We start from the raw sequence: 24622 nt of genomic DNA, 5'->3' as shown, positions 1-24622 counted from the left end.
GCTGGTTGTTAGATGTGGAGAATACACATGGAAACGATTGGCTCTTTATGGCTATATCTGGCATTTTTCGGTTTAGTCACCATCATGCTACTCATCGACTTTTTAGGCTTTAAAAATAACAAAGGCCAAGAAATCAAAGTCAAAACCGCTGCCTATTGGAGTATTGCATGGGTCTCTGTGGCTACCTTATTCGGTGGTGCATTGTGGCTCTACTTACAGCAAACCGCTGGTGTCGCTGTTGCAAACACCAAAGTCATGGAATATTTCGCTGGTTATCTGCTCGAAAAATCACTTGCAATTGATAACGTTTTTGTCTGGCTCATGATCTTTGCTGCCTTTGCCATTCCACCTGCTTTGCAGCGTAAACTGTTGCTCTACGGTGTCCTCGGCGCAATTGTACTGCGTACCATCTTTATTTTTATTGGGGCATGGTTCGTTCAAGAATTCTCTTGGGTGCTGTACTTCTTCGGTGCGTTCTTGGTGTATACCGGCTTTAAATTCCTTAAAGGCCAAGACGAAGAAGATAAAGATATCGAAGATATGGCGATTTTGAAGTGGCTACGTAAACACATGCGTATTACCCCTCAGATGCATGAAGATAAATTCTTTGTTCGTCAAAATGGTGTCTTATGGGCAACGCCGCTTTTTTTAGTATTGATCTTGGTTGAAGCATCGGACGTCATTTTTGCGGTGGACTCAATCCCAGCGATCTTTGCGGTTACCTCTGACCCGTTCATTGTACTGACGGCAAACTTAATGGCGATTTTAGGTCTACGTGCTATGTTCTTCCTCTTGTCAGGTGCTGCATCGAAAATGCATTACTTACCATATGGTCTAGGCATTATCCTGGTGTTTATTGGCGCTAAGATGCTATTGCTCGATGTTTTCCACATGCCAATTTGGATTTCACTCGGCTTTATTGTGGTGACCTTAACCATCACCGCGTGGTTATCGATCCGACACAGTAAGAAGTACCATCAAACCACGTTATAAAACGCTTAGATAAATAAAAGCCTTCTTTCGAGAAGGCTTTTTTTATTCTGTAACAAAGCCATCAGCTAAGCTTCAGGCGTCATCAAGAGTTTGAGTTTCGGCCAGCGTTGAAAAAATTTTTTCGCTTCTATACGTTGCAAAAAAGTCGCTCGACTAACTAAGGTTGAATTCCAACGCAGTTTTAACTCAAATAAATCATCTAAGCCCAAAGGGGCGATTAGCTGTATTTTTTGTTGATCATCCAATTTAACAGCGATAGCAGTGGCAGTTTCTGGCCACAACGATAGGGCATGCTCAATCGACTTGAGCGCCTGTATTTGCTCGCCATTTTCCAAGCGATACCACTGGTGTACTGTCGCTTGGTTGGTAACATCCCAATGAATGTGAGGAAAATCCAACTGCATCTGCTGTTGAATCCTTTGACCCTGTGTTCCATCATCATGTTCAGCATAATAAATCACATCAACTTCTGTGCCTTCCAGTGCATAGTGTTGTTGATGTCGCTGTGACCAAATCAAATTACGAACCACGCCTGCAGCCAAATAAGCCTGTCTATCCATGGCATACAGGGCATTTAAAATCTGCATGATGCCTTGATGCTGAAGCAGGTTATGCTTTAATTGGTCTGAATAGCTCATGTTCACTAAAGCGTTCATTATCGTTTTTTAAAGGGCGCTCTTGAGATCAATATAGCAAGCGTTGCGACTCATGGTCTTTATTCATTCATCGATGCAATGTATACAGCTCAATGCTTTTGTATTATTCAAATCAAATACAATGAACAAAAAAACAGAATCACTCATAAACAACTGTTCTATTTTTTAGAACACATTTTCACAATTACTCTAACGGTATTTTGAACCAAATTGGGCTACAATCAACCGAAAAAATTCTAAACTGCAGGTATGTCATGTCTTCTGTTATCGCATCTACAGCGATCCGTGGTCGCTTTCTAGATATTCAGAATACAGTTGCCCAAGCACGTGAAATTCACGACCAAGTGCGCTATTTCGAAGATGGTTTGCTAATTACGCAAGCCGGAAAAATTCAATGGTTCGGTCCATGGTCTGAGGGCCAACACCATCTCCCAGATCAGGTTGAAGTACAACATTATCCAGATCAATTGATTGTTCCGGGTTTCATCGACACCCATATTCATTATCCACAAACGGAAATGATGGGGGCTTATGGTGAACAGCTACTGGAATGGCTTGATACTTATACCTTCCCAACCGAAATCCAATTTGAAGATCCGGCTTATGCAGAGCAAATTGCACAGTTCTTCGTAAACGAGTTACTCAAAAACGGAACCACAACAGCTCTTGTTTTTTGTACCGTTCATCCACAATCGGTCGATGCTTTATTTAAAGCTGCAGAACAGCATCAGATGCGCTTAATTGCCGGTAAGGTCATGATGGATCGACATGCCCCTGAAGCATTATGTGACACAGCTGAGAGTGGCTACAACGACTCCAAAGCACTCATCGAAAAGTGGCATGGCAAGGGCCGTAACCTGTATGCCATCACGCCTCGCTTTGCCCCAACCTCAACGCCTGAACAATTGGCACGGGCAGGGGAGCTAAAAGCAGAGTATCCTGATGTTTATGTGCATACGCATTTGAGTGAAAATAAAAATGAAATAGCGTGGGTCAAATCATTATTCCCTGAGCAAAACGGCTATTTAGACGTTTATCATCATTATGGTCTGACCGGATCACGTTCCGTGTTTGCGCACTGCGTGCATTTGGAAGATGCCGAGTGGGACTGTATGCATCAGACCAACTCTGCAATCGCGTTTTGTCCAACCTCGAACTTGTTCCTAGGCAGTGGTTTATTTCCATTAAAGAAAACATGGGAAAAACAGGTGAAAGTCGGCTTAGGCACAGACATTGGCGCAGGCACCTCATTTAACCAACTACAAACCATCAATGAAGCCTACAAAGTTCAACAACTTCAAGGCGATAAACTGTCCGCATTTGAAGCGCTGTACCATGCCACTTTAGGGGGGGCAAAAGCCTTAGATCTAGAGGACAAACTTGGAAACTTTGATTTGGGCAAAGAAGCAGATTTTGTGGTGCTCGATTTAAAAGCCACTGCGCTACAAGCCCTACGTCAACAACGTGCCAAAAATCTGGAAGATGCTTTATTTGCTCTGATGCTGATGGGTGATGATCGTAATATCCATGCCACCTATGTGTTTGGACAATGTGCGTATGTCAAAGCATAAAACGGCTCGACCAAGACGAAAAACAGCGTTGAAAATTGGACTGATTGCCGTCGCGTGTCTGTGCTTACTCAAGCGTGACAGCACTTCCAAGAAAAACTGATTACATTTTCAACGGCAAAAAAGATGCATCTGCGAGCCAGATGTATTAAAATTGGCTCATCTTTAGAGGTGTTGCAAGTCAACACCTTTTTTATTTTTTGATTTGCTTTTTTAGGTATCTACCCATGTCTGTTCAAATGAGCGTACTGATTTCCACTGAAGAAATTCAAGCTAAAGTGAAAGAGCTTGGCGCAAAAATTGATGCACACTATGCTAACAGCGACAAAGAGTTGGTGTTAATCGGTCTTTTACGCGGTTCTGTTATTTTTATGGCTGACCTTTGCCGCGCAATTTCAAAACCGCATGAACTCGACTTCATGACCGTTTCAAGTTATGGCGCTGGGACCGTATCTACTCGTGATGTTAAAATCTTAAAAGATTTAGACGGCGACATTAAAGATAAAGATGTCTTGGTGGTTGAAGATATTATTGACTCAGGCAATACCTTAAGCAAAGTCTTAGAAATTTTACAGACGCGTAATCCAAACTCAATCGAGCTTTGTACTTTGGTTAGCAAGCCTTCACGTCGTGAGATTGAACTCGAAGTGAAATTTTTAGGTTTTGAAGTCGAAGATAAATTTATCGTGGGTTATGGTCTGGACTATGATCAAAAATATCGTCATATTCCATTTATTGGCGAAATTGGTCTCTAAGTAAGATCAGATACTTAAGAGTGGCCGAAGGCCACTTTTTTTTTTATTTTTTGGTTTGTTTTGAACAAAAAAACAACAGTTTTTTGCATGTTTAGGCTATAGCTCAGCTTAGTTTTGATTAAAGATAAAGATTGAACATGTCGTAAAAAACAAATACATGATAACAAAAGGAGAGTTACTATGTGGTCACTCATTGTTGCGATTGTTGTTGGTTTTATTGCTGGTTTAATTGCACGTGCGATCCATCCTGGAGATGACAAAGCCGGTTTCATCATGACCACCATTCTCGGGATTGCAGGTTCTTTACTTGCGACCTATGGCGGACGTTTATTAGGTCTGTATGGAGAAAATTCTGCTGCAGGATTTATCGCTTCCGTCATTGGTGCAATCATCGTGTTGTTTATCTATAACCTTGTAACGAAAAAAACCCGCGTCTAATTTTTATAGCACCATTAAAATACCCGCCTATAGACGGGTATTTTTTTTATATTTTATTCATGCCGTACAGCTGAAATTATTTGATCTCTTTTAACATCGATTCTAATTCAGCAGCAGGGTAAGCACCGGTTAAGATCGAACCGTTGGCAAAAACGATTCCCGGTGTACCACCTAGTTTTAAGCTTTTAGCTAATATTAAATTTCGATCAATCGGGTTTGCACAACTTTTCGCTGACTTCGGTTGAATTCCCTTATTGATTAAATTATCCCAGGCCATAGCAGGGTTTGACTCACAAAAAATCTGCTTCGATGGCGCGAACGACTGCGGTTTTATCGCTGTGACAAAAGTATAAATGGTCACATCATTGAGTTTTGCCAGTTCTACTTCAAGCTTCTTACAATATGGGCAATTTGGGTCAGAAAAGATCGCGATTTGGCGCTTCCCATTCCCCCTGACTGTTTTAATCGCATCTTGTAATGGAAGTTTATTCCACTCAGTTTTTTGCTGACTGAGGATCAATTGTTTGGTCAGATTTTTTTGATCTTTTAAACGAATCATAGAACCTGCGATCACATAATCCGCATTTTCACTCAAATACAAAACTTGATCTTCAACAAAGCCACTATATATGCCCGGCATTTCGGTACTTTGAATATTTTCAATTTTTAAACTAGGGTGCTTTTCTGCCAAGAGCTTTTGAACCTGTGCTACATCCGCCAAAGCAAAAGTCGAAAGGGTGGTACTCAACGCCAACGCACATATTTTTTTCAACATAGACCGAACAACTTCAACATTTAATTGATTCAGCATTCTAAGCCTTAACAGGTGAAAGTCTTGGGCTTTTTTCAGTTCATTACGCAATAGCTACATGCCGTTTCACGTGGAACATATTAAGCTGCATCAGGTGAATTAATTTCAACAGACACATGTACAATTTCTTCATGAATCGACAGCGCTTGACGCACTTCATCGGCGCTCAATGCCTGACTGGTTTCTAAAGCAACAATACATGAAAACTGACCTTTACCCACTTTCCACACATGTAAATCGGTCACATCGACGTCGACAGGCAATTGCATTAAAACCTCTCGAATCTCATCAACGACAGGGTGATCCATTTCCGCATCCAGTAATGTTTGTCCTGTTTCTTTCATCAAGCCAATAGCCCACTTACCGACCAGCACTGCACCAACAATCCCCAATAGCGCATCTAAAAATCCCCAGCCCATCCATTTTCCAGCAAATAAAGCCACAATGGCCAACACTGAAGTCACCGCATCAGCAACTACATGCATGAAGGCTGCTTTCTGATTGAGGTCGTGATGATGATCATGCTGCTCCTCATGGCTATGATGGTGATGGTGATGGTGATGGTGATGGTGATGGTGATGGTGATGGTGATGGTCATCATGCAATAACCAAGCACAGATCAAGTTCACCATTAGACCTAAAATCGCAATAGGGATTGCTTCGTTATAATGAATTTGGACCGGGTTGAATAAGCGTTCCACCGAATGAAAGGCCATAAATGCAGCAACGACCATCAATAATATCGCGCTGCTATAGCCCGCTAAAATTTCAATTTTCCAAGTCCCAAAGCTAAAACGAGCGTCTTGGGCATAGTGGCGTGCCGCACGATAGGCAAAATAGGCCAAGCCTAATGCCAACATATGTGAACTCATATGCCAACCATCAGCCAATAATGCCATCGAATTAAAAATCCATCCGCCAATGACTTCTAACAACATCATGACTGCCGTTAAAATAGTGGCAATTAAGATCCGTTTTTGTGCGAGTGGATTACCTTCATCAAATTGATGATGATGAATTCGGATGGATGGAGAAGTTTTCATTAGGTTCTATGCTTAAATATACTCCCCCATAGTATATTTATTTTCGGGAGAAAGTGTTGAGTCATTTACATCAGGACAAAAAGATTTTAAATCGGGTTAAACGCCTACAAGGTCAGGTCAATGCGGTTGAACTGGCTTTACAGCAACCCGAAGCAGGGTGTATCGAGGTTTTACAACAGGTTGCGGCCATCAAAGGTGCTGTAAATGGATTAATGAATGAATTAATCGAAGCACATTTACGCCATCATGTATTACCTCAAGATGCTGAAATCAATGAAGCAGAACTGGAAGAATTTGTAAAACTGCTTAAACGCTATGGATAAAGTTACAACTGTGATTTGACCATGGAAAAAAATCGGCATTAAACTGAGCCCATATTTCCGTCTTTCTCATACAGCACAATATTGACCCTATTGACTGTACCTCTGCGACTTTAAAATGACCACATCTCCCTCTTGGCGACCGTTTATCATGGTGAGCCTTGCACTCTGTATGGGCACTATTGGTACAGCGCTAGCTAGTCCTCTGTATCCCATTTATCAACAACTTTGGGGACTGCTGCCGAGTCATATCACCTATATCTTTGTTGCCTACATGTTTGGTTGCCTAGCGACCTTGCTGTTTTTAGGTCGTACCAGTAATAGTTTTGGTTTTTTAAGAACCCTGCAAATCGGTATGGCGTGCATCATCTTAGGTTTAAGCTTGTCGGTGTTTGCCAGTAATGCGCTGTGGTTATCTATCGGGCGCTTTATTATCGGGATTGCCTCGGGTTTAATCAGCACCTCAGCCATGCTTGGTTTGGTCTATACCATTCCTGAACCGCATAAAAATAATGCTCCACAGTTGAGTTCAATCATTACCGTGATTGGTTTTGGTCTTGGCCCATTTATTGGTGGAGTGATTGCCCAATTTTCGGAACAGCCTTTAGTCACCCCTTATATCCCTGTGATCTTTGGGGGGGTGGCGTGTTTAATAGGGTTATTTTTTATTCGCACACCGAATTTTGAGCCACAGCCTTTTTCAGTGGCACCACATTTGGAATTGCCTGAAAAGCGTGATCATTCACGATTTTATATCGCTGGACTGACTGCCTTTTGTGCCTTTGGTTCTTTTAGCTTATTTGCATCACTCGCACCCTCTTTCGTCAAAGATGCGATCCCATGGCATGGCCCTTTGGTCAGTGGTAGTGCCATTGCAAGTATCTTGCTGGTTTCCGCTGTCGTGCAATTTATGGCGAAATCGATTCCTTCTGCAAAATGTGTCAATGCCGGCTTAATAGTGTTAATACTGAGCTATGCGCTCCTTGCGCTATGTATGACCCAACACTGGAGTGCATTGTTTTTTATTAGCGATATTTTAGTCGGTGTAGGGCATGGTCTAGGGCTTTTAGGCGCATTTGGCTTAGTTCATCAAATGACCAACAATCAAAACCGTGCTGCGGTGATCTCGACCTATTTGTTTATCGGATATTTAGGAACCATTATTCCAATTATTGCAGCCGGCTATTTATCTGATCATTTCGGCTTGATCGTCGGTGTTTTAGGTTTTTGTATGGGTGTAGGTTTATTGTGTATCGGCTTATTGCTTTGGCACCGTAGTCTGAACACCAATTAACCACTAAACTTATTCAAGAAGCATCTTGTATTGGGTGCTTCTTAAACCCAAAAACAATTAAGAAACCCTATAAAAATCAATCAAATTAAATTAAGATCTTGTCTGATGTGATTCAAAAATTTAAAAAATGCTAAAAATTCAATGTCAAATTAACACTGTAGAAAATCAAATCATTGCTAGCAGCGAATACGGTAATATTCACTATATTTTACCGTTTGAATCCTTACCGCAATTAGAAACCTATGATTTTATTGTTTGGGGCTTTTTACCCATTGCCATGCGCCTTGGCATCCCGCTGCATGTAGAAGGACCTATTTCAATACAAACCCTCCACTCCGCACGGGAGGTTTCAACTGTCTGGGCCGCTTGGTTACCTGATTTATATCAACCAGTCATGCTCAGTGCTGCATCGATTATCCAAACACCACCTGGAAACCAAACCACTCAAAATTTAAGCTTTTTTAGCGGTGGGATTGACTCCACTTATAGTACATACAAAGCTTTTCTTGAAAATGGGCAAGATTCTGATTGTCTCACTGTGCATGGAATGGATTATAAATTTGATGACCATGAAAAATTTCAGGCCTTAATGGATCAGACCCATGACTTTAGAAGCCAAGTTTTTAAGCAAAGTCGCGTGGTAAAAACCGATGCTTACGCGCTATACAGTAAATATGGCTGTAACCCTAAAGGTTCACATGTCACACATATCTTTTCGCTGTTTTCCTGCGCTTCGATTTTTGAACATTACCAGCAATATCGAATTTCAGCCGATTACCGTTTAGATCAACAATTATTCGTTCATCCCTATGGCTCAAATACGGCATCCAACCGATTGATGAAGAACCGATCTGGGGTCTTAATCACCCTCGACGATGATGTCACGCGATCACAAAAAACCGCATTTTTAAGCCAATCTGACTTAGATTTACAAACCCTGTCGATTTGTGTGGACTATAGGGCTCGACCAAAAAATTGTGGTCAATGCAGTAAATGTATGCGCACCAAAGCCATGTTTTATGCCACTAGCCCCGAAATTCCCGATATCTTTTTAGATCGTCGCTTTGAAAAACAATGGTATCAATCCATTCCATTAAGTTCAAAAATCAATCGTGCTTTTTTAATTGATATTTTGTCAGCGGTCGAAAAATCCTCGCAACAGCAACAATTTCCAGATTATGCAACACTCAAAGTCAAAGTTGAAGCCGCATCAAAAAGAGCAGCAAACAATCCTTTTTATGGGATGAAAACGAAAGATGTGCTGAGAACAATCTTTAAAATCATTTTTGGCTCAAACCCACGCTAAACGATGTAAAAAAAGCACGATGATTTCCAATATCGTGCTTTGGGTGGATCTATCCATAGGTGAAACGAGCAGCTCAATCGTTTTATTACTTTCCGATACAGAACGATCCAAAAATCTTCCCAAGCAAATCATCCGCACTGAAATCGCCGGTAATTTCACCTAAGGCATTTTGAGCCAAACGTAGAGATTCAGCCACCAACTCACCCGCATGATAAACCACCAACTGCTCACGTGCTTCTGCAAGATAGCGCTGCGTGCGCTTCATTGCGTCTAAATGGCGTGTTCGAGCAATAAAGGTATCTTCCTCTGGTTGAAAGCCTGCATGCGCTGTAATCGCATCAATAAGCGCTTGAACGCCAGTTTCTTGTTTAGCCGAGACGCGAATATGTCGAAAACCGTTTAAATCGGTAATTTCCGCGGTAGATCCCGTCAAATCACATTTATTACCAATCAACATCAAACGCTTCGGTTCAATATGATCAGCAAAGTACGCTTGAGCCAATTGTAGTGGATCTTCGCCCTGACTTAAGTCATAGACCAAAAGTAACAAGTCAGCTTGCTCAATTTCTTTAATTGCGCGACGAATCCCTTCTTTTTCGACGATATCACCGGTTTCACGTAAACCTGCAGTATCGGTCAAGGTAATTGGCAAACCATTGAGGCTGATTTTTTCATGTAAAACATCACGTGTCGTACCCGCAATATCCGTCACAATCGCACGTTCAACACCCGCCAAAGCATTGAGTAGCGATGACTTACCTGCATTGGGTTTACCGGCAATCACCACTTGTAAACCTTCACGTAGTAACTGACCTTGACGGGCAGATTGCTGCACAGCATGGACCGAGCTTGCCACTTCATCCAATAAACCCAAAATCTTACCATCCGCCAAAAAGTCGATTTCTTCTTCAGGAAAATCAATCGCTGCTTCCACATGCAAACGCAAATGGATAAGTTTTTCTAACACCGTATTGACCTTGCTCGAAAAAGCACCTTGTAATGAACGTACCGCAGAACGCGCAGCAGCTTGTGAGGTGGCATCAATCAGGTCGGCAATCGCCTCGGCTTGCACCAAGTCCATTTTGCCATTTTCAAAGGCGCGCATTGAAAATTCGCCCGCTTTTGCAGCAATAGCACCCAATTCAAGTAAGCGTGCCAATAATGCATTTTGAATAACGGGGCCGCCATGACCTTGAAGCTCCACCACATCCTCACCCGTAAAAGAGTGCGGATTTGGAAAGCAAATCACCAAACCTTCATCCATGATTTCATTCGATGCATCATAAAACTTACGGAAACCAGCAAAACGTGCTTGTGGTAAGGATTGCTGCGTTAATGCTTCAGCAATGGCATAAGATTGGGGACCAGACAGGCGAATCACGCCGACACCACCACGACCCGGCGGTGTGGCAATTGCTGCGATGGTGGTTCGGTTTAACATAAAATTCACCTAAAAATTTTCAAACGACAGATAAAGAAAAATCCGCCTAAGATTACCATCTTAAGCGGATTTATTCAGCCCATCAGCAATGCTTAGTTTGCTGAGTCAGCCGCTTCACGTTTTAAACGTTCTTTTTCAACAGATTTGTTAATCAAACCTTGTTGAAGAATAGTAATACTGTTGTTACAGATCCAGTAAAGCACAAGGCCCGCAGGGAAGAACAACATAAATACCGTAAAGATCACTGGCATGATTTTGAAGACTTTCGCCTGCATTGGATCAGCCGGTTGTGGGTTCAAACTTTGCTGAATAAACATGGTTAAGCCCATTAATAGCGGCAAAATAAACCACGGATCCATCGCAGATAAATCTTGAATCCAACCTAACCACGGCGCATGACGTAGTTCAACGGACTCCATTAACACCCAATACAAAGCAAGGAAGATCGGCATTTGGAGCAATAACGGCAAGCAACCTGATAGTGGGTTTACTTGTTCACGTTTATACAATGCCATCATTTCTTGCGAGAAGCGCATACGGTCTTCACCGAACTCTTCTTTCATGCGTTGCATTTCAGGTGCAATCACACGCATTTTCGCCATAGAGCGGTAGCTCTTCGACGACAATGGCCACAAGATCAGTTTCACCAGAATGGTCAATAGAATAATTGACCAACCCCAGTTACCCACTAAACCGTGGAAAAACTCAAGACCGACGAACAATAATTTCGCAATTGGCCATAACCAACCATAGTCTACTGTTTGGTTTAAACCAACTGCCAATTCTTTTAATTCAGATTGGATTTTTGGACCTGAATAGAACGTTGCATCTACTTCTGCCACAGTTCCTGCAGGAACATTGATTGCAGGCGATGTGAACTGAATGATGTTCATATCATCAGTAGATTTACGTGACTCAAGTTTCGCAGCATACGGTTGACCATTGGCTTGCGTTAATTTGATCTGTCCAGGAATCCACGCACTCACGAAGTAATGCTGAACCATTGCAACCCAACCGCCAGTTGCTTCAACATTCAATTTTTCTTCATTGAAGTTGGCAAATTTAAGTTTGTTGTAATGTTCTTCAGGCGAACCCCATGCACCACCAAGGAATGTACCTAAAGTGAAAATACCTTGATCAGATTTACCCGGATCTTCAGAGTTGTCGCGTTTAAGCTGACCAAACATCTGACCTTGCCAGTTCTGAGCACTGCGGTTCACGATTTTATGATTCACGACAACAGGGTATTCACCTTCAGTGAAGTTAAAGGTTTTAATAACCTCTACTCCATCTGCTGTTTTATAAACCATTGGTACTGACAAAACTTTTGCTGTTTGGCCATCTTTACCCTTCACAGCTTTTGCGTCATTTAACGTATATGAAGATTTTTCAATCTCATAGGTTGGACGTCCTTTCGGATTACTATCAGGGCCATTAAGACCAATTAAGCCAGACTGAGCAACATAAGTACGTTTTGCATCGCTTTCAAGCATTACAAATGGTTCGTCGCTGTCTTTATTTTTGTCATGATTGAGTAATTCAATACGAACAATATCGCCACCCTTTGGATTAATCCAAAGATGGTAAAGGTCAGTTTGTACTGAAATTAACTGTTGACTAACAGGTGCAGTGGCATCTGTTGTTTGTTGTGTAGCAGCATTATTTGCTTGCGGCACATCAGTAGCAGCCGTAGCTGTCTGGCCATTTGGCAAATCGGCAGATACTTCATGCGTTACCACCGCAGCATTTTGCTGAGGTTTTTGTTCCGCATGTCCATAATCTTTCTGCCAAGCCAAAATGAGCAAATATGCGACAACAAACATGGCCCCTAGAATTGCAATCCTGGCCCATTGTTGCATAGGTATTACCCCAAGTGGTTAGAGTGATTTTGGTTCAATAAACGTTCACGAAAGGGTACAGCAACGTGACGCGTTTGAGAATCTATTTGCTGAAATGAAATAAAACGAATTGCTTTTGATGGAACAGGATCATAGCCTGAACCGCCCCAAGGATGACAACGGCAAATACGCTGAACAGCTAGACACACTCCACGTACAGCACCATGTTGATGGACTGCTTCCAAAGAATATTGAGAACATGTTGGAATATAACGACAGCGTGGTCCCAATAAAGGACTAATCGCAATCTGATAGAAACGAATGAGCCAATGCAGTAAACGAACCATTGGTCATCTCTACGCTTGTGGGGAGGTAGCTATTTTTTTATGCTTATTTGCAAGGCGCTGCAATTTTTGCCAAGCAAATTGTAATTGCTGATGCAACTCTGCATTCGGTACCGCCTCTATGCCCATTTTTGGCATAACGACAATATCTAATACATTAGACTGCTGTTGATGCAGGCGAAAACTTTCGCGTGCAAGTCGTTTTACTCGATTTCTTTCATGTGCGCGGCGCACTTTTTTCTTAGCAACAACAATACCCAAACGGCTATTCGGCTGTTCGGAGATTTTTGCTAGAAATAAGAAATGGGGTTGATGCACTTTAAAAAGCGCACCATCGAACACACTTTTATAATCGGCAGCACAGTGTATTCGCACATCTGTGCTAAAGCCGTAAAGTGTTGTCATAACACCCAAGTCTTGACAGTCTTAACTGAAATTAAACAGTTAAGCTGTGACGACCTTTTGCACGACGACGTGCTAATACTTGACGGCCAGCTTTAGTAGCCATGCGAGCACGGAAACCATGAACGCGTTTACGTTTCAACTCAGAAGGTTGGAAAGTACGTTTCATATCGAAACTCCAAAAATGATCTTTCAGTAAAGGTTCGCGATTTTAGTGCTCATTGCTTGAGCTGTCAATGAAAAACACGCTTTCTTTCAAAATCTAGGCTGTGATATATCAAGATAATATAAGGATTAGAAATCAGTCAGAAAGTTTTAAATTAAAATATTCACAAACTAAATCATTGTATATGTTAATTATTTAAGTTATCTTCAAGTTTACTCACAGATTTATCCACAATCTCAAATTTGTGAATTGGTTTTTATGAATTTAAATTTGAATTTAAACCAACCATCAAGTTATCCCCAGAATGGGTCGATCTTATAAATAAATTCAAATTTTAAAATTTAAATTTATTACTATTAGTGTTGATATTTTCTGTGGAAAAAGCATTTTTAATTTTAAAAAACAAATAATTATATTGTGGATAATGATGTTTTTATAATTTTGATAGTTTGTGGATAACTTTGTGTTATAATTTATCCACAGCTTGCGGATAAACTTATCCACACGCGATTTAAATTTAAATTTAAACTCAATTTGCGTTTTTTTGATCGATTTCGACTGATTTGTTCATGACAGATGTGGATAAGATGGTTAGAATGGCTGCCCGCTTAGGCGGGGTTGAATTATTTTTTTACGTACAATGGACTGAAATAGGGGTTTCACATGCTTTGGACAGACTGCTTAACTCGCTTGCGACAAGAGCTTTCAGGAAATGTCTATACAATGTGGATACGCCCACTAGTGGCAGAAGATGCAGGTGATAGTCTAAAACTCTATGCACCGAATCCGTATTGGACACGCTACATTCAAGAGCATCATTTAGAACTGATTTCAATTTTAGCGGAACAGTTGTCTGAAGGTCGGGTACGTAAAGTCGAGATTTTGGTTGATTCACGGCCTGGTGCAATTTTATCTGCAGCTGAGCAACCAGCAACAACCACCGCAGCATTAGAGTCAACGCCACAAGTGTCGGCACCGACTCGTCCTAAAAAAGAAAAAGAAGAGACGTCATCAAAGAATAACCGTAAGCGTCAGCTTAACCCATTATTTACCTTTTCCTTGTTTGTTGAAGGCCGTTCCAATCAGATGGCGGCAGAAACCTGTCGTAAAGTCTTGACGCAGCCCGGTGCTTCACAGCATAACCCCTTATTTTTGTATGGACCGACTGGTTTAGGTAAAACCCATTTGATGCAAGCCGTAGGTAATGCATTATTACAAGCGAAGCCGAATGCACGTGTGATGTACATGACGGCTGAAAGTTTTGTACAAGACTTTGTGAGCTCTCTACAGAAAGGTAAGGTCGAAGAATTTAAGAAAAATTGTCGTTCATTAGATTTGTTATTGGTGGATGATATTCATTTGTTGGCGGGTAAAGAGGCCAGCTTGGTTGAGTTTTTCTATACCTTCAACGCGTTATTAGATGAATCTAAGCAAATCATTTTAACCTCAGATCGTTATCCAAAAGAACTGACTGAACTTGATCCACGTTTGGTTTCACGTTTTTCGTGGGGCTTATCGGTGGGTGTGGAACCACCCGATATTGAAACCCGTATTGAAATTTTATTGAAAAAAGCGGAAAGCAATGGCGTGGAACTTCCACGTAATTGTGCGTTGTTTATTGCTCAACAAGTGGTTGCCAATGTCCGTGAACTAGAAGGTGCGCTGAATAAAGTCGTAGCTATTTCTCGTTTTAAAGGCACTCCAATCGATCTAGATGTGGTGCGTGAATCGTTAAAAGATGTGTTAGCAATTCGTGCGCGCACTATCAGTACTGAAAATATTCAGCGTGTGGTGAGTGAATATTTCCGTATTCCGCTGAAAGAATTGGTTGGCCCAAAACGTACACGTATTTATGCACGTCCACGTCAGTTGGCTATGGGGCTAGCACGTGAGCTGACAGGGGATAGTTTCCCTGAAATTGGTATGGCTTTTGGTAATCGTGATCACAGTACGGTGATGCATGCGTGTGAAAAAGTACAAAGCCTGCGAGAAGAAGATCCAATCTTCAATGAGGACTATAAAAACTTGCAACGTCTGCTGCAAAGTTAAGTCTTTTCGTTCAAATTCTGTTCTTGCAATGCGGTATATTCTGCCGCATAGTACACTGCTAAAAAATTAATTTATTTTGTCTGTCTTCAGTTTTTAGAGGAATGTATTGTGCGTTTAAAAATCGCGAAAGAAAGCTTACTGAATGTTCTGTCACATGTCGTAGGAGCGGTTGAGCGTCGCCATACCTTAAATATCTTATCCAATGTCAAAGTACAGGTTACTGAGCAAGCATTGACCATTACAGGTTCTGACCTAGAAGTAGAATTGGTTGCGAGTACACCGCTGGCAGACGGTGCTTGTTTACAAGCAGGGGTGACGACAGTTCCTGCGCGTAAACTGATGGATATCTGTAAATCATTACCGTCAGCGGCATTGATTGATTTGCAAATTACTGAAGACCAACGTTGTATTTTAAAATCTGGAAACAGTCGTTTTGTATTGGGTACTTTGCCTGCAGAAGACTATCCATTATTAACCACTGAAAATACTCAAGGCACTCAAGTTGGTGTGACTCAACGTGAGTTAAAGCGTTTATTCGAGAAAACATCTTTTGCCATGGCGGTTCAAGATGTGCGTTTTTATTTGACGGGTACTTTGCTTGAAATTGATGAAAATCAATTGCGTGCAGTAACGACCGATGGTCACCGTTTGGCGATGTGTGAAACAGCGGCAAGCTCGAATGCGACACAAGCAATGCAAGCGATTGTTCCACGTAAAGCCGTAGGTGAATTGCAGCGTCTATTGAGTGTTGAAGACGAGCAATTATCGTTGTTAATTGGTCGTGAATTATTAAATGTAACAATTACCATTGCCAGCCGTGATAAAGAGCAGGGTGATATTACCGTACGTTTCACCACAAAATTGATCGATGGTAAATTCCCAGACTACCGCCGTGTGATTCCACGTGGTGGCGATAAAAACGTGCGCATTGCACATGATGTTTTCAAGCAATCGCTACAACGTGTTGCAATTTTGAGTAATGAAAAATTGCGCGGCGTATTCTTGAATTTTGATGCGGACACTTTACAACTTCGTGCCAATAACCCTGAGCAAGATGAAGCAATCGAAGATCTTGCGATTCAATATGCAGATGCACCGATGGAAATGTCGTTTAATGCACAGTACTTATTGGAAGTTCTGAATGTATTGGATGGTGATGATGTTGCAATGACCATGACAGAAGCGAACCAGTCGGTATTGGTACAAGATCCACAACAACAAGATCAAACCTATGTTGTGATGCCAATGCGTGTTTAATTCGGACTGACGTCTCAATTACTATGCATATCACGCGTTTACATGTAGAACGTGTTCGAAATTTAAAGACGGTTGCACTCTCTGGGTTGCAGCCGTTTAATGTCTTTTATGGGCAAAATGGTTCAGGTAAAACGTCTGTATTAGAAGCAGTACATTTGCTGGCAACTGGACGTTCTTTTCGAACCCATATTCCGAAAAACTATATTCAAAATAATAGCCCTGACGCTGTTGTCTTTGCGCAGTCTGCAACAGACCGCATTGGTATGCAAAAAATGCAATCGGGCGAGCAAGTGATTAAAGTCAATGGCGACCTAGTGGGGACACAAGGTCAGTTGGCTAAGATTTTACCGCTACAACTCATCGATCCACAAAGTACGGATATCATTGATCATGGTGCGAAGCCACGACGTCAACTTTTAGATTGGTTGATGTTCCACGTGGAACCGGAGTTTTACCATGCATGGCAATATTATGCACGGGCATTAAAACAGCGGAATAGTTTGCTGAAATCACGACGTCATTTGAGTCTGTCTGACTTAGAACCGTGGAACAAAATGCTCAGTGACTATGGTGAGATATTACATAGTCTACGCAGCAATGTGGTGGAACAGTGGACTCGATATTTTCAACAAGATCTAGAAGCCTTATTGCCTGATTTAACAGTGACATTGGAATATAGTGCAGGCTTTCATGCTGAAACAGGACTGCTGAATGATCTGACCAATCAGCATTTTAAAGACTGCGAGCGTGGCTTTACTGAGTATGGTCCGCACCGTGCAGATTTAAGGTTAAAAACTGCTATGGGTGATGCAGATGTTGTGCTCTCTCGTGGGCAAAAAAAGTTATTGATCATGGCGTTAAAACTGTCACAGATTGCAATGCTACATGCTTGTAATAAGGAAACTGTGGTATTATTAGATGATCTGACAGCAGAATTAGATTTAACCGCACAACAGCGTTTAATTGAGCGTTTAAGCCATCTTGGTAGTCAAGTTTTTATTACCACTTTAGACCATGATTCAGTGCAAAAACACTTACATGATTTATCTATTTCTTATCAATTATTCAAAGTTGAAAATGGTACGGTGCAGGCTGTTGTGCAATGAAATACCACCTTTGGATAGACCTATTTTTCACTAGGGAGAAACCATGAGTTCAGAAGATCAAGCTGCTTCTCAAACAGAACAAACCATAGAAAAAGCTTATGATTCCTCTAGCATCAAAGTATTACGTGGTCTAGACGCTGTACGTAAGCGTCCGGGCATGTATATTGGTGATACTGACGATGGTACTGGCCTACACCACATGGTGTTTGAAGTTGTCGATAACTCAATTGATGAAGCATTGGCAGGTCATTGTGACGAAATTCAAGTCACCATTCATGAAGATGAATCTGTAAGCGTATCGGATAACGGCCGTGGTATTCCTACCGACATTCACCCAGAAGAAGGTGTTTCTGCAGCAGAAGTGATTTTAACGATTCTACATGCTGGCGGTAAATTTGACGATAACAGTTATAAGGTTTCAGGTGGTCTTCACGGTGTTGGCGTTTCAGTTGTAAACGCTTTATCAGAAAAGCTCCTATTAAATATTCGTCGTGCGGGTAAGAGCTATGAGCAGGAATATCGCCATGGCGATCCTGTCTATAAATTACGTGAAACTGGTGTGACTGAAACTTCAGGTACAACAGTCCGTTTCTACCCTAGTGCAGAAACCTTTAGCCAGACTATTTTTAATGTCGATATTTTGGCACGTCGTTTACGTGAATTATCTTTCCTGAATGCAGGTGTACGAATTGTGCTACGTGACGAACGTATCAATCTAGAGCACGTTTATGACTATGAAGGTGGTTTGTCTGAGTTTGTAAAATATATCAACCAAGGCAAAACCCATCTGAATGATATCTTCCACTTCACTACTCAAGCCGATAATGGCATTGGTGTAGAAGTTGCATTGCAGTGGAATGATTCTTATCAGGAAAATGTTCGTTGCTTTACCAATAACATTCCACAAAAAGATGGTGGTACGCATTTAGCGGGTTTCCGTGCTGCATTAACTCGTGGCTTAAACAGCTACATGGAAAGCGAAAACTTACTCAAAAAAGAGAAAGTGGCGGTTTCTGGTGATGATGCGCGTGAAGGCTTAACTGCAATTGTTTCGGTGAAAGTGCCTGATCCAAAATTCTCTTCGCAAACCAAAGAAAAATTGGTGTCGAGCGAAGTGAAAACTGCGGTTGAGCAAGCAATGAATAAATCGTTCTCTGAATATCTTTTAGAGAACCCCCAAGCCGCTAAATCTATTGCAGGCAAAATTATTGATGCAGCCCGTGCGCGTGATGCAGCGCGTAAAGCACGTGAAATGACTCGTCGTAAGAGTGCGCTTGATATTGCAGGCCTGCCAGGTAAATTGGCCGATTGTCAGGAAAAAGATCCTGCGTTGTCTGAACTTTACTTAGTCGAAGGTGACTCTGCGGGTGGTTCTGCAAAACAGGGCCGTAACCGTAAGATGCAAGCGATTTTGCCGCTGAAAGGTAAAATCCTCAACGTGGAACGTGCACGTTTTGACAAGATGATTTCTTCTCAAGAAGTGGGAACACTGATTACCGCTTTAGGTTGTGGTATTGGCCGTGAGGAATATAACCCAGATAAACTGCGTTATCACAAAATCATCATCATGACCGATGCCGACGTCGATGGTTCGCACATTCGTACGCTACTATTGACTTTCTTCTTCCGTCAAATGCCAGAACTTGTGGAACGTGGATATATTTATATTGCACAGCCACCGTTGTATAAGCTGAAAAAAGGCAAGCAAGAACAGTACATTAAAGATAATGATGCACTTGAGACATACCTGATTTCAAATGCAATTGATGAGCTTGAATTACACATCAGTGCAGAAGCGCCAGCCATTCGTGGTGAGGCTTTAGCGGGTGTGATTGCGGATTATCAAACCTCTCAAAAGAGCTTGCATCGTCTGACTGTACGTTATCCTGCAAGTGTGTTGGATGGTTTATTGGCAGTAGAAGGCTTTAAGTTAGATCAAGCAAATAACCAAGACTATGTACAGACTTGGGGTGAGCAACTACGTGCCAATATTGAGAAAACTCAACCTAGCCTACGTCCTGAATTAAGCTTAGAAACTTTTGAGCATGAAGATACTGAAGGCAATAAGTCAGCGACCTATTTCCCGCGTATTACCATCTATGTTCATAATTTACCACACCAATACTTGTTAGATTCAGGTCTATTGGGTTCAGGTGAATATGCGCGTTTACTCAAAAATTCGAAGAGTTGGTTCACCTTATTGGAAGAAGGTGCTTACCTACAAAAAGGCGAGCGCAAAATTCCAGTGAGCAGCTTCCATCAGGTTTGGCAAAACATCTTACAAGACTCACGCCGTGGCATGATGATTCAGCGCTATAAAGGTTTGGGTGAGATGAATGCTGAACAGCTTTGGGAAACTACAATGGATCCTGAGAACCGTAACATGCTGCAAGTAACGGTACAGGATGCGATTGAAGCTGATCGTATGTTCTCTTGCTTGATGGGTGATGATGTGGAACCACGTCGTGCCTTCATTGAAGAAAATGCGTTAAATGCGGATATTGATGCCTAAATTCTGATTACAGAATCATTCAAAAAAGCACTCTTGGGAGTGCTTTTTTTTATGCTATCTTAAATAAAATTGAATATTAAATCGCCAATTTGTGTTTTATAAAATTGACTTATTCTGATGCTAAGCTCAAATCAAATTGAACTTAGCAGCTAAAAATAAGAGGTCTATATATGATGGACAATCAACTTGAACACATTCGTGACATCTGGGTAAATGCATTTTTTACCGGAAATTATACCGTTTTAGCCGAATACGAAGATGAGCACTTTAAGGTGGTTTATGAGCAAGACGGGCGTGTCGAAAGTAATTATGTCCGCTATGAACGTATTGCACATGCAGTGAAGAATGGGGTTTGGAAACCACAAAAACCAGACGTAGAATTTGAAGAATATGAGTTTAATCGTGACCAAACTGAGTGCAAAATTTTAATTGGTTTAGCCGAAACACAGCAGCAAATACAGGAAATCTGGCATTTTGATCAGACCTGGAAAATACAAGAATTACGTTTTTTAAAGGCAAAAAAAGCCCATCCTTCTGCCTTATCTTAAACAATAAAAAGTTTAAATTGATGTCGTGAATGGAGATAAAATGCATCCATCTTGCAAATGTGGATAAGTTTTGTGAATTTTCACATTTAATAGTGTTTAACATCAAAGTCATTTATAATTGTGGACAACATTATTTAAAAATATTTATCCACAAAAAGGTGGTTTGATATTTTGAATTTAAAAAATAAAAATGAATTTAAAACTAAGATTTGAATTTAAAAATGGCTTTTGTGGATAACTGTGGTAATGAGTTTGATGTGAAGTATATTTTTTTGAATTCATTTACAAAATTAGGGTAAAAGCGATCGCTGAATTTTTAGATTCTTTCCGAATAGAAATGCCTTAACGATGCAATAATCAGTTGGATATGAACATTCGATTTTTTAAATATTTTTTAGATTTATAGTGTGATTATGATTGTGAAGTTTAAATAAAAAATCGCCGTGGAACATTTAAATTTCACGGCGATTGATTTTTTGAGCTTAAGTTAGGTTTTCTTAATAATGCAAATCTAGGGTTTTGCTTTTTAAATTAAGCCTGAAAACTACTTTCCATTTCTTCTAATTCCATCATTAATTCAAGCATTTGCTCTTCGACAGATTCAAGTTTGGCTTTTAATTCTGTTTGCTCATTCATAAGTTTGAGTAAGTCATCTTTACGATTGGCTTCATATAAAGCACTGTCTGCTAATAATTCCTCGATTTCGTTTAAGCGTGGCTGAATTTTGCTGATTTGCGCTTCATTTTTTTCAATGTTTTTACGAATCGGGCGGGTCAATTCACGCTGACGTGCAGCTTCTTTACGCTGCGCTTCTTTATCGACTTTAGAAATCGTCTGTTTAGTTTCAACTTGAGATTTGATGGGAGAAGGGGCTTGTTGGCTATTTTTCATCATGTCAATCCGTGCTTGACGCAGCCAATCGGCATAAGCCACGAGGTCACCATCAAATTCGCGACATTTACCATGATGTACCAACAATAATTCGTCACAAACGCTGGCAATCAATTGACGTTCATGCGAAACCAAAACCACAGCGCCTTCAAAGTCTTGTAATGCCATAGTCAGGGCATGACGCATATCAAGGTCTAAATGGTTGGTCGGTTCATCTAGAATTAAAACATTGGGACGTTGCCAAACAATCAAAGCCAAAGCTAATCGTGCTCGTTCACCGCCTGAAAAGCCTTCACTTGGTGTATCCATGCGTTCGCCACTAAAACCAAAGCTGCCTAAAAATGAACGTAATGCAGCTTCACTGATTTTTTTGTCAGCAATTCGAGATAGTTGCAACATCGGGCTGGCATTGCCATCTAGAGCATCCATTTGATGCTGAGCAAAATAGCCAATATTCAACAGTTCAGAGGCTTTGCGCGTCCCTTGTAATAAAGGAAGGTCACCAACTAACGATTTAATTAAGGTTGATTTACCCGCACCATTCATCCCGAGTAAACCAATTCGGCTGGTTGGGGTAATTTGCAGGTTTACATTGGTCACGATCAGTTTGTCGCCATAGCCAATATCTGCGTGTTCCATTTGCAGCAGTGGTGAACTCATTTTGGTCGGTTCACGGAAACTAAAGGTAAATGGTGTATCGACATGCGCCGCAGAAAGTTCCTGCATGCGTTCTAATTGTTTAATACGGCTTTGAGCCTGCTTAGCTTTAGTCGCTTTGGCTTTAAAACGGTCAATAAATTTTTGGAGATGCGCACGGGTTTCAAGCTGCTTTTCATAGGCTTGTTGTTGTTGTGCCAAGCGCTCAGAGCGGGTGCGTTCAAAGGTCGAATAGTTGCCGGTGTAAAGTGTCAGCTCTTGATTTTCGATATGTAAAATATGATCAGTCACCGCATCTAAGAAATCACGGTCATGTGAAATCAAGATTAGTGTACCTTCGTAAGCTTTTAACCAATCTTCTAACCACAAAATCGCATCTAAGTCTAAGTGGTTGGTTGGTTCATCGAGTAATAAGAGGTCGGAACGGCTCATCAGGGTACGCGCAAGGTTTAAACGCATACGCCAACCACCTGAAAAGCTTGAAACATTGAGCTGGGACTGATGTTCAAAGAAACCCAGGCCGGCCATCAGTTGTGAGGCTTTGGATGGAGCTGTATAGCCATGGATTTCATCAAATCGGCCATATAAGTGTGCCAACGCTTCATTGTCTAATTGTTCTGGATGTTCAAGTTTATGTTGTATATCCCAATATTCCTCATCGCCTGATAGAACGAAATCAATCGCTTTCATATCAAGTGCTTTGATTTCTTGTGCCATATGCGCGACGGTCCATACCGCAGGACGAGTTAATGAACCACCATCAGACTCCATTCCACCTAAAAGCGCAGAAAAAAGAGTCGATTTACCCGCACCATTTACACCGGTTAAGCCGATTTTCCAGCCTGGATGCAATTGCATAGATGCTTTTTGAAATAAAACACGCCCACCGCGACGAATGGAAAGTTGGTCTAACTGAATCATGGAACTAACTAAACAAGAAGAATGTGTGGCTATTCTAATGGATGGCTTTGCAAAAGAAAAAACAAAGCATCGCAACCATCTGAAAAAATGTGACAGATTCCACGTATTTAGGTATATTGAACGGGCTTTAGTATTAAAAAAATATTTCAAGTTGTTGTTTTAAATGGATTAATAAAACATATTGGGAATATAAGAAATGAGAAAAGGAATTTTAATTTTATCGCTTCTTTCAGGTGTGATGTCTGCACAAAGCTATGCCAATCAGAAGGTTTGTGTGTTCGATTTACTTGGAAAAGCAGGGGAATCTTATAAGCTGATGGAAGAGTGGTCTCTGGCTAGTAAGGCATGGGGAGCACAAGTTCAACTGATTTCATATCAAGATGAATCCAAAGTCGATAAAGATTTTAAAGAAGGGAAATGTGACGCATTTTATATGACCTCGATGCGGGCACGTGCGTATAACAAATTTGCCGGTTCGATTGATGCCATTGGCGGTGTACCGAATAATACTATCGCACAAAAAGCCATTACCTATGTCTTAGATAAACGGAACAGTAAACGACTGATTAGCAATCTAGGCAAAGATAGTTATGAAGTGGCAGGGATCGGGCAAATTGGTTCAGCCTACATTTTTGTCCGTGATCGCAATATCAATAATTTAGAAAAAGCTGAAGGTAAAAAATTTGCCATTTTGCATTATGATTATGCGCAAAAAGTGATGGTCGACCGTGTTGGCGCTGTGCCAGTGATGTCAGAAATTTCTAATTTTATTCGCAAGTTTAATCAGGCCGAAGTTGAAATTGTGGCTGCGCCAGCTTATGCCTTTAAGCCACTCGAAATTTCAAAAGGCTTAGGCACTACCGGGGCGATGGTGAATTTTCCTGTGGTGAATGTCACGGCAGACCTGATTATTCGTAATAATAAATTCCCAGAAGGTTTTGCTGAACTTTCTCGGCAATGGTTTGTTAAGCAATTACCAAAAAGTTTTGCCATGGTGAAACGTATGGAAGCTGAAATTCCTGCCAAATATAAGATGAATCTCAGCAAAGATGATCAGTTGAAGTATCAGAAAATATTGCGTGAAGGACGGATGGATTTAACCAAACAAGGGATCTATGACTCCACCATGATGACGGTACTAAAAAAAGCCCGTTGTACGATTGAGCGAACCAATTTTGAGTGTTCAGTGGCGGGTGAATAAGCTTTTTTCTGTATTTCTTTGTAAATTTTGATGCAATCGCTGTAAATGTAAAAAGCCATTTTTGCAAATATAAGATGATGATTATATTTATAATTTCACTTTGAA

At 41.1% G+C, this 24622-nt stretch carries 22 protein-coding genes; 13 read left to right on the top strand and 9 right to left on the bottom strand.

Annotated features, from left to right (window positions below):
- Nucleotides 1-27: 27 nt before the first annotated feature.
- Nucleotides 28-993 carry a TerC family protein gene (locus M5F03_RS08550; RefSeq protein WP_180095140.1) on the top strand — a complete coding sequence of 322 codons (966 nt, stop codon included), beginning with the start codon at nt 28-30 and terminating at the stop codon, nt 991-993.
- A 65-nt stretch (nt 994-1058) separates the two neighbouring features.
- Here the strand turns inward: M5F03_RS08550 and M5F03_RS08545 are convergent, their stop codons facing one another.
- The gene (locus M5F03_RS08545) at nt 1059-1649 is read right to left on the bottom strand and encodes a nucleotidyltransferase family protein (protein WP_249708002.1); all 591 of its coding nucleotides are present in this window, start codon (nt 1647-1649) and stop codon (nt 1059-1061) included.
- Between the two features lie 254 nt (nt 1650-1903).
- Here M5F03_RS08545 and guaD point away from each other — a divergent pair, with 254 nt between their 5' ends.
- The 3 genes from guaD to M5F03_RS08530 all read left to right on the top strand — a co-directional run bounded on the left by guaD (nt 1904) and on the right by M5F03_RS08530 (nt 4410).
- Nucleotides 1904-3220, top strand: a complete 1317-nt coding sequence (gene guaD, locus M5F03_RS08540) for a guanine deaminase (protein WP_249708001.1) — start codon at nt 1904-1906, stop codon at nt 3218-3220.
- A gap of 224 nt (nt 3221-3444) precedes the next feature.
- The gene (hpt, locus tag M5F03_RS08535) at nt 3445-3972 is read left to right on the top strand and encodes a hypoxanthine phosphoribosyltransferase (protein WP_180103148.1); all 528 of its coding nucleotides are present in this window, start codon (nt 3445-3447) and stop codon (nt 3970-3972) included.
- A gap of 180 nt (nt 3973-4152) precedes the next feature.
- A complete protein-coding gene (locus M5F03_RS08530) occupies nt 4153-4410 on the top strand; it encodes a GlsB/YeaQ/YmgE family stress response membrane protein (RefSeq protein ID WP_078189516.1) in 258 nt (85 codons plus the stop codon).
- Nucleotides 4411-4486: 76 nt separating this feature from the next.
- Here the strand turns inward: M5F03_RS08530 and M5F03_RS08525 are convergent, their stop codons facing one another.
- Together M5F03_RS08525 and dmeF are read right to left on the bottom strand one after the other, a co-directional pair.
- Nucleotides 4487-5185 carry a DsbC family protein gene (locus tag M5F03_RS08525; RefSeq protein ID WP_180103160.1) on the bottom strand — a complete coding sequence of 233 codons (699 nt, stop codon included), beginning with the start codon at nt 5183-5185 and terminating at the stop codon, nt 4487-4489.
- A 116-nt stretch (nt 5186-5301) separates the two neighbouring features.
- Nucleotides 5302-6264, bottom strand: a complete 963-nt coding sequence (gene dmeF, locus M5F03_RS08520; protein ID WP_249708000.1) for a CDF family Co(II)/Ni(II) efflux transporter DmeF — start codon at nt 6262-6264, stop codon at nt 5302-5304.
- A gap of 56 nt (nt 6265-6320) precedes the next feature.
- Here dmeF and M5F03_RS08515 point away from each other — a divergent pair, with 56 nt between their 5' ends.
- The 3 genes from M5F03_RS08515 to M5F03_RS08505 all read left to right on the top strand — a co-directional run bounded on the left by M5F03_RS08515 (nt 6321) and on the right by M5F03_RS08505 (nt 9184).
- Nucleotides 6321-6587: a metal/formaldehyde-sensitive transcriptional repressor gene (locus M5F03_RS08515; protein ID WP_078194474.1), complete on the top strand. Its 267-nt coding sequence runs from the start codon at nt 6321-6323 to the stop codon at nt 6585-6587.
- 115 nt (nt 6588-6702) lie between these two features.
- Nucleotides 6703-7878 carry an MFS transporter gene (locus tag M5F03_RS08510; RefSeq protein ID WP_249707995.1) on the top strand — a complete coding sequence of 392 codons (1176 nt, stop codon included), beginning with the start codon at nt 6703-6705 and terminating at the stop codon, nt 7876-7878.
- 127 nt (nt 7879-8005) lie between these two features.
- Nucleotides 8006-9184 carry a hypothetical protein gene (locus M5F03_RS08505; protein ID WP_249707993.1) on the top strand — a complete coding sequence of 393 codons (1179 nt, stop codon included), beginning with the start codon at nt 8006-8008 and terminating at the stop codon, nt 9182-9184.
- An 85-nt stretch (nt 9185-9269) separates the two neighbouring features.
- Here M5F03_RS08505 and mnmE read toward each other — a convergent pair whose 3' ends face one another.
- From mnmE to rpmH, 5 genes are all read right to left on the bottom strand, one after another.
- Nucleotides 9270-10625 (bottom strand): tRNA uridine-5-carboxymethylaminomethyl(34) synthesis GTPase MnmE, encoded by a 1356-nt coding sequence (mnmE, locus tag M5F03_RS08500; RefSeq protein ID WP_180022820.1) that lies wholly within the window; start codon nt 10623-10625, stop codon nt 9270-9272.
- A gap of 92 nt (nt 10626-10717) precedes the next feature.
- Entirely contained in the window at nt 10718-12484 is a 1767-nt protein-coding gene (gene yidC, locus M5F03_RS08495; RefSeq protein ID WP_078194451.1) for a membrane protein insertase YidC, read from the bottom strand.
- A 5-nt stretch (nt 12485-12489) separates the two neighbouring features.
- Nucleotides 12490-12810, bottom strand: a complete 321-nt coding sequence (yidD, locus tag M5F03_RS08490; protein WP_111885710.1) for a membrane protein insertion efficiency factor YidD — start codon at nt 12808-12810, stop codon at nt 12490-12492.
- A 9-nt stretch (nt 12811-12819) separates the two neighbouring features.
- The gene (rnpA, locus tag M5F03_RS08485; RefSeq protein ID WP_078189509.1) at nt 12820-13212 is read right to left on the bottom strand and encodes a ribonuclease P protein component; all 393 of its coding nucleotides are present in this window, start codon (nt 13210-13212) and stop codon (nt 12820-12822) included.
- A 31-nt stretch (nt 13213-13243) separates the two neighbouring features.
- A complete protein-coding gene (rpmH, locus tag M5F03_RS08480; protein WP_000831329.1) occupies nt 13244-13378 on the bottom strand; it encodes a 50S ribosomal protein L34 in 135 nt (44 codons plus the stop codon).
- 660 nt (nt 13379-14038) lie between these two features.
- On the opposite strand from rpmH, the gene dnaA reads away from it, so the two are divergent.
- The 5 genes from dnaA (at nt 14039) to M5F03_RS08455 (ending at nt 20847) form a co-directional block, all read left to right on the top strand.
- On the top strand, nt 14039-15424 hold the full coding sequence (gene dnaA, locus M5F03_RS08475; protein ID WP_249707991.1) for a chromosomal replication initiator protein DnaA: 1386 nt from the start codon (nt 14039-14041) through the stop codon (nt 15422-15424).
- Between the two features lie 108 nt (nt 15425-15532).
- A complete protein-coding gene (gene dnaN, locus M5F03_RS08470; protein ID WP_180108252.1) occupies nt 15533-16681 on the top strand; it encodes a DNA polymerase III subunit beta in 1149 nt (382 codons plus the stop codon).
- Nucleotides 16682-16704: 23 nt separating this feature from the next.
- The gene (gene recF, locus M5F03_RS08465) at nt 16705-17787 is read left to right on the top strand and encodes a DNA replication/repair protein RecF (RefSeq protein WP_180074177.1); all 1083 of its coding nucleotides are present in this window, start codon (nt 16705-16707) and stop codon (nt 17785-17787) included.
- A 43-nt stretch (nt 17788-17830) separates the two neighbouring features.
- A complete protein-coding gene (gene gyrB / locus M5F03_RS08460; protein WP_249707989.1) occupies nt 17831-20299 on the top strand; it encodes a DNA topoisomerase (ATP-hydrolyzing) subunit B in 2469 nt (822 codons plus the stop codon).
- A 170-nt stretch (nt 20300-20469) separates the two neighbouring features.
- Nucleotides 20470-20847, top strand: a complete 378-nt coding sequence (locus M5F03_RS08455; RefSeq protein ID WP_078189504.1) for a hypothetical protein — start codon at nt 20470-20472, stop codon at nt 20845-20847.
- Nucleotides 20848-21378: 531 nt separating this feature from the next.
- Here the strand turns inward: M5F03_RS08455 and M5F03_RS08450 are convergent.
- Nucleotides 21379-23316, bottom strand: a complete 1938-nt coding sequence (locus M5F03_RS08450) for an ATP-binding cassette domain-containing protein (protein ID WP_249707987.1) — start codon at nt 23314-23316, stop codon at nt 21379-21381.
- Nucleotides 23317-23512: 196 nt separating this feature from the next.
- Between M5F03_RS08450 and M5F03_RS08445 the strand changes: the two genes are divergently transcribed.
- On the top strand, nt 23513-24517 hold the full coding sequence (locus M5F03_RS08445) for a putative solute-binding protein (protein ID WP_180079199.1): 1005 nt from the start codon (nt 23513-23515) through the stop codon (nt 24515-24517).
- Nucleotides 24518-24622 lie beyond the last annotated feature (105 nt).

It is taken from the genome of Acinetobacter amyesii, assembly GCF_023499985.1.
Lineage (GTDB): Bacteria > Pseudomonadota > Gammaproteobacteria > Pseudomonadales > Moraxellaceae > Acinetobacter > Acinetobacter amyesii.
Note: the sequence above shows the minus strand (reverse complement) of the source record. Positions and strands in the feature narration are given on the sequence as shown.

Coding starts and splice junctions, on each gene's coding strand:
- M5F03_RS08505 (WP_249707993.1), top strand. CDS start 8,006: ATGCTAAAAATTCAATGTCAAATTAACACTGTAGAAAATCAAATCATT.
- M5F03_RS08530 (WP_078189516.1), top strand. CDS start 4,153: ATGTGGTCACTCATTGTTGCGATTGTTGTTGGTTTTATTGCTGGTTTA.
- yidD (WP_111885710.1), bottom strand. CDS start 12,810: ATGGTTCGTTTACTGCATTGGCTCATTCGTTTCTATCAGATTGCGATT.
- M5F03_RS08545 (WP_249708002.1), bottom strand. CDS start 1,649: ATGAACGCTTTAGTGAACATGAGCTATTCAGACCAATTAAAGCATAAC.
- rnpA (WP_078189509.1), bottom strand. CDS start 13,212: ATGACAACACTTTACGGCTTTAGCACAGATGTGCGAATACACTGTGCT.
- gyrB (WP_249707989.1), top strand. CDS start 17,831: ATGAGTTCAGAAGATCAAGCTGCTTCTCAAACAGAACAAACCATAGAA.
- M5F03_RS08445 (WP_180079199.1), top strand. CDS start 23,513: ATGAGAAAAGGAATTTTAATTTTATCGCTTCTTTCAGGTGTGATGTCT.
- guaD (WP_249708001.1), top strand. CDS start 1,904: ATGTCTTCTGTTATCGCATCTACAGCGATCCGTGGTCGCTTTCTAGAT.
- M5F03_RS08525 (WP_180103160.1), bottom strand. CDS start 5,185: ATGTTGAAAAAAATATGTGCGTTGGCGTTGAGTACCACCCTTTCGACT.
- mnmE (WP_180022820.1), bottom strand. CDS start 10,625: ATGTTAAACCGAACCACCATCGCAGCAATTGCCACACCGCCGGGTCGT.
- M5F03_RS08510 (WP_249707995.1), top strand. CDS start 6,703: ATGACCACATCTCCCTCTTGGCGACCGTTTATCATGGTGAGCCTTGCA.
- dmeF (WP_249708000.1), bottom strand. CDS start 6,264: ATGAAAACTTCTCCATCCATCCGAATTCATCATCATCAATTTGATGAA.
- hpt (WP_180103148.1), top strand. CDS start 3,445: ATGTCTGTTCAAATGAGCGTACTGATTTCCACTGAAGAAATTCAAGCT.
- dnaA (WP_249707991.1), top strand. CDS start 14,039: ATGCTTTGGACAGACTGCTTAACTCGCTTGCGACAAGAGCTTTCAGGA.
- recF (WP_180074177.1), top strand. CDS start 16,705: ATGCATATCACGCGTTTACATGTAGAACGTGTTCGAAATTTAAAGACG.
- yidC (WP_078194451.1), bottom strand. CDS start 12,484: ATGCAACAATGGGCCAGGATTGCAATTCTAGGGGCCATGTTTGTTGTC.
- M5F03_RS08450 (WP_249707987.1), bottom strand. CDS start 23,316: ATGATTCAGTTAGACCAACTTTCCATTCGTCGCGGTGGGCGTGTTTTA.
- rpmH (WP_000831329.1), bottom strand. CDS start 13,378: ATGAAACGTACTTTCCAACCTTCTGAGTTGAAACGTAAACGCGTTCAT.
- M5F03_RS08550 (WP_180095140.1), top strand. CDS start 28: ATGGAAACGATTGGCTCTTTATGGCTATATCTGGCATTTTTCGGTTTA.
- M5F03_RS08455 (WP_078189504.1), top strand. CDS start 20,470: ATGATGGACAATCAACTTGAACACATTCGTGACATCTGGGTAAATGCA.